Consider the following 2950-nt stretch of genomic DNA (forward strand, 5'->3'; position numbering starts at 1 on the left):
GGGCTTCCCGTCTGGGCGGACAACATGGTCCGTATGAACGGAGCCGGTCTGACGGTTTATATCCGCCGTTCTGCGGAGCAGATCGCAGCGCGTTTGAGTCCTCACGGACGTTGGAAGCGCCCCAAGTTGAGGGGACTCGACGACCGGGAGCTGGTCGAATTCATGTCGCGCAACATGGCCGAGCGGGAGCCGTTTTACGGCCAGGCTGCGCTGACGATCGACGGCGGCGCGATGAGCGACGACGAAATCCTCGAATTTATCACTGAAAAACTGAAGGAACGAAATGGATAACCGGCCTGTCGGCGTATATGATTCGGGGTTGGGCGGCCTGACGGTCTGGCGCGAGATCCGCCGCCAGTTGCCGGAGGAGTCGCTCGTCTATCTGGGCGACGGTAAGAATTGTCCCTATGGTGCGCGTCCGGCCGATGAGATCTGCCGTCTGGCGGACGAGGCGGTCGGACGGCTGGTCGGTGCCGGTTGCAAAATGGTCGTCGTCGCCTGCAATACGGCCACGGCGCAATCGATCGCCGCGGTTCGAGAGCGCCTCGCCATCCCGCTTGTCGGCGTCGAACCGGGCATCAAGCCGGCCGTGCGGCAGTCCGCGAGCGGCGTCGCCGGCGTGCTCGCCACCCAGGCCACGCTGCGCAGCGCCCGCTTCCGGCAGCTGCTCGAGCGGCACGGCGCCGGCTGCCGCTTCCTTTGTCAGCCCGGGCATGGACTCGTACAGGCGGTCGAAAGCGGCGACACCGGTTCGCCGGCACTGCGCGCGCTCCTCACGCGCTACCTTCGACCGATGCTCGAGGCCGGCGCCGATACGCTGGTGCTTGGCTGCACCCATTACCCGTTCTTCACCGAAACGATTCGCGAGCTCGTCGGCGAACGTCTGACGATTGTCGACACCAGCGATGCCATTGCGCGCCAGCTCGAGCGCGTGCTCGCCGAACACGATCTGCTGGCGCCCGCATTCGCTACCGCTGCACCGCCCCGCTTCTGCTCCACGAGCGACGGCCAGCAATTGCGCACACTCGCATCGACGCTGCTCGGCCTCGCCGCCCCGGTTGAGTCCGTCACCATTTTCTCGCCCAACGCGCAGGGGTGTGCGGCCGCCGCGTGAGCTGACGGCCAGCAAGACGCTCCCTCAGTAACCCTTCTAAGGGTCTGGTTTTGTTACAAAAAAGCTGGAATCGGGCTTGTCAACGCGATCGAATTTAATGATAATAATTCGCATTAACGTTAGCTATCGCACTCATCATGATCGTCTGCGTGTGCAAGTCAGTATCCGACCGCAAGATTCGCGCGTCCCTCGCGGAAGGCGTGAACACTTTCGACGAGCTTCAGTTCGAACTCGGTGTGGCCACCTGCTGCGGCAAGTGCGAAGCGTCCGTGCGTGACCTGATGGCGGAACAAGGCGTATGCGCAAGCCGGTGCGGCGTCGAGCATCATGCTCAGCCGGTTCCGGTGTCGTTTTACGAGCGCAAGGCCGCCTGATCGCCGAATGCATTCCCGCGGCCGAGGCCGCCGTTCCCGCCTGTCAGCAAGCCAGTATCAGCGCGAGCCAACGGCTTACCTACCAAGGAGCCCGTCATGGAAATGCTGATCGGATTCGTTACTACCATGTGCATCTCGCTGCTGATCTTCCGCAAGTGATGTCCTGTCACCTGCTGCGCATCGCGCGCGGCGCCGCTCTTCCTAGCTAACATGCAGGCTACGCATTCCGCTCCAGCCGGCGCCTGGCCGGCCGCTTCCCGATTGAACCCTCGCATCATCGCAGCCGCGGTTGGCGTGTTCGCCGCACACGCCATCCTGCTGACGGCGGCGTGGCTTCACCGCAACACGCCGCCCGAGAAGCCGGTTGAAGCGCGTTCGATCAGCGCCCAACTGCTTGCACCCACGCCGATCGCGCAGCAAGTCGCCGCCGAATCAATCCCGCAGCCGGCACAGCCCAAGCCCACGCCACACGTAAAGCCCAAGGCCGATCCGAAGCCGGTGCAGAAGGTATCGCGGCCGACCCCGCAGCCGGTCGCTCCGTCCCCCTCACCGTCGCCGACGCCCGCCCCCGCGGCCGATGCGGCGCCCGCGCCCGCCGCCCCGTCTCCGGCCGCCGCCGCGCCGTCGGCCGCACCCGGGCCCGCACGCGAAACAATGGAAGTCAGTGCGCCGAAGAACGTGCCGACGCTGCAATGTGCGTTCGTGAAGCCAGATTACCCGTCGATATCGAACCGTCGTGGCGAATCGGGCACCGCATATGTCCACTTCGTCGTCGGCGTGACAGGGAAAATCGAGAGCATCGAACTGCAGAAAAGCAGCGGCTATCCGCGTCTCGACGAGGCCGCGCTCGCCGCGATGCGCGCGTCGACGTGCCGCCCGTACATCGAAAACGGCCAGCCGATCCGTGCCGCACGTACGCAACCGTACAAGTTCGGCCTCACCGACTAACTCCGCCTCATCCGGAAGATTCAAGAAGACTCAAAAGGAACAAGAAATGCAAAGCTACGGTATCGCGCACGTCTGGGCGCAAGGTGATTTCGTGACACGCTTCATCGCGATCGCATTGCTCGTGATGTCGATCCTGTCGTGGTTGGTGATCGTCATCAAGGGCTGGAACGTGATCCGCCTGAACCGCCTGACGAAGAACGCAGAACAGGCGTTCTGGCATTCGGACGACTTCGACGACGGCATCAAGAAGCTCGGCCAGGCCGCATCGACCCCGCACGACAATCCGTTCCTTGCGCTCGCGCTGGCCGGCAAGGAAGCCGCCGATCATCATCATCAGACGCAGCCCCACCTGCATGACCGGATGGACGTGTCCGACTGGATCACGCGCTGCCTGAAAGACACGATGGACGAAGGCGTCGCACGCATGCAAGGCGGTCTCGCGATCCTTGCGTCGATCGGCAGCACCGCGCCGTTCTTCGGCCTGTTCGGCACGGTCTGGGGCATCTATCACGCA

The 2950-nt window shown here is 63.9% G+C and carries 5 protein-coding genes; all 5 read left to right on the top strand.

Translation table 11 applies throughout. The features are described 5' to 3' along the window. Positions 1 to 291, top strand: a 291-nt coding sequence (locus tag KH616_RS23625) for a shikimate kinase (RefSeq protein WP_292253427.1), incomplete at its 5' end; no start/stop codon positions are given. Further along, the gene (murI, locus tag KH616_RS23630; RefSeq protein WP_292253429.1) at positions 284 to 1114 is read left to right on the top strand and encodes a glutamate racemase; all 831 of its coding nucleotides are present in this window, start codon (positions 284 to 286) and stop codon (positions 1112 to 1114) included. The genes KH616_RS23625 and murI, both read left to right, overlap by 8 nt. A gap of 137 nt (positions 1115 to 1251) precedes the next feature. After that, positions 1252 to 1488: a (2Fe-2S)-binding protein gene (locus tag KH616_RS23635; RefSeq protein ID WP_292253431.1), complete on the top strand. Its 237-nt coding sequence runs from the start codon at positions 1252 to 1254 to the stop codon at positions 1486 to 1488. 210 nt (positions 1489 to 1698) lie between these two features. Further along, positions 1699 to 2436 carry an energy transducer TonB gene (locus KH616_RS23640; protein WP_292253434.1) on the top strand — a complete coding sequence of 246 codons (738 nt, stop codon included), beginning with the start codon at positions 1699 to 1701 and terminating at the stop codon, positions 2434 to 2436. 46 nt (positions 2437 to 2482) lie between these two features. After that, on the top strand, positions 2483 to 2950 hold a 468-nt coding region (locus KH616_RS23645; RefSeq protein ID WP_292253436.1), incomplete at its 3' end, for a MotA/TolQ/ExbB proton channel family protein.

It is taken from the genome of Burkholderia sp. (genome assembly GCF_018375725.1).
GTDB lineage: Bacteria > Pseudomonadota > Gammaproteobacteria > Burkholderiales > Burkholderiaceae > Burkholderia.